At 60.8% G+C, this 740-nt stretch carries 1 protein-coding gene; it reads right to left on the bottom strand.

What is annotated here, in order from left to right:
• The coding region (locus RZO55_RS25750) for a helix-hairpin-helix domain-containing protein (protein WP_318067121.1) at window positions 1–740 on the bottom strand (740 nt) is incomplete at both ends.

Below are 740 nucleotides of genomic sequence, written 5' to 3'. Positions count from 1 at the left end.
CGGGTACCATGCTGAGGGAGACACGGTCCCGTTCCAGGTCCACCCCGCAGACCCACACATCGACGATATCTCCCACGGAGACCACATCCAAGGGATGGTGCACATATTTTTCGCTCATCCGGGAAATGTGCACCAATCCATCGTTTTTCAGACCGATATCCACAAAAGCGCCGAAATCGACCACATTGCGGACCGCCCCCTTCAGCTGCATTCCCGTCCGCAGATCCTCCGGTTTCAGCACGTCGGAACGAAAGATCGGCGGCGGCAATTCCGACCGCGGGTCCCGGCCCGGTTTCAGGAGCGCATCGATGATATCCCGCAGGGTGGGGACGCCGCAACCGATCCGCTCCGCCATGGACGGCACGTCCACCCGCCGCAGCTCGTCGTTCAGCTCATCGGTACCGATCGCCGCGGGGGTGCATCCCAATTCTCCCAGGAGCCGGTCCACCACCGGATACGATTCCGGATGGATCGGGGTCTTGTCCAGGGGATGGTCTCCGTCGGGAATGCGCAAAAATCCGATGCACTGCTCGTAGGTCTTCGCCCCGAGACGAGGAATTTCCTTTAATTCTTCCCGGCTTTTGAAGCGGCCGGCCTCCTCCCGACGTTTGACGATATTCCTGGCGACGGTGGATGTGATCCCGGATACATAGCCCAAAAGGGCCGGGGACGCGGTGTTCACATCCACCCCCACATGGTTGACGACGGATTCGACGACGGCGCTGAGACTCTCCGCCAAC

The organism is Clostridium boliviensis (assembly GCF_033342255.1).
Classification (GTDB): Bacteria; Bacillota; Clostridia; order Lachnospirales; family Lachnospiraceae; genus Lacrimispora; species Lacrimispora boliviensis.
This window is presented reverse-complemented; position numbering and strand designations above follow the sequence as displayed.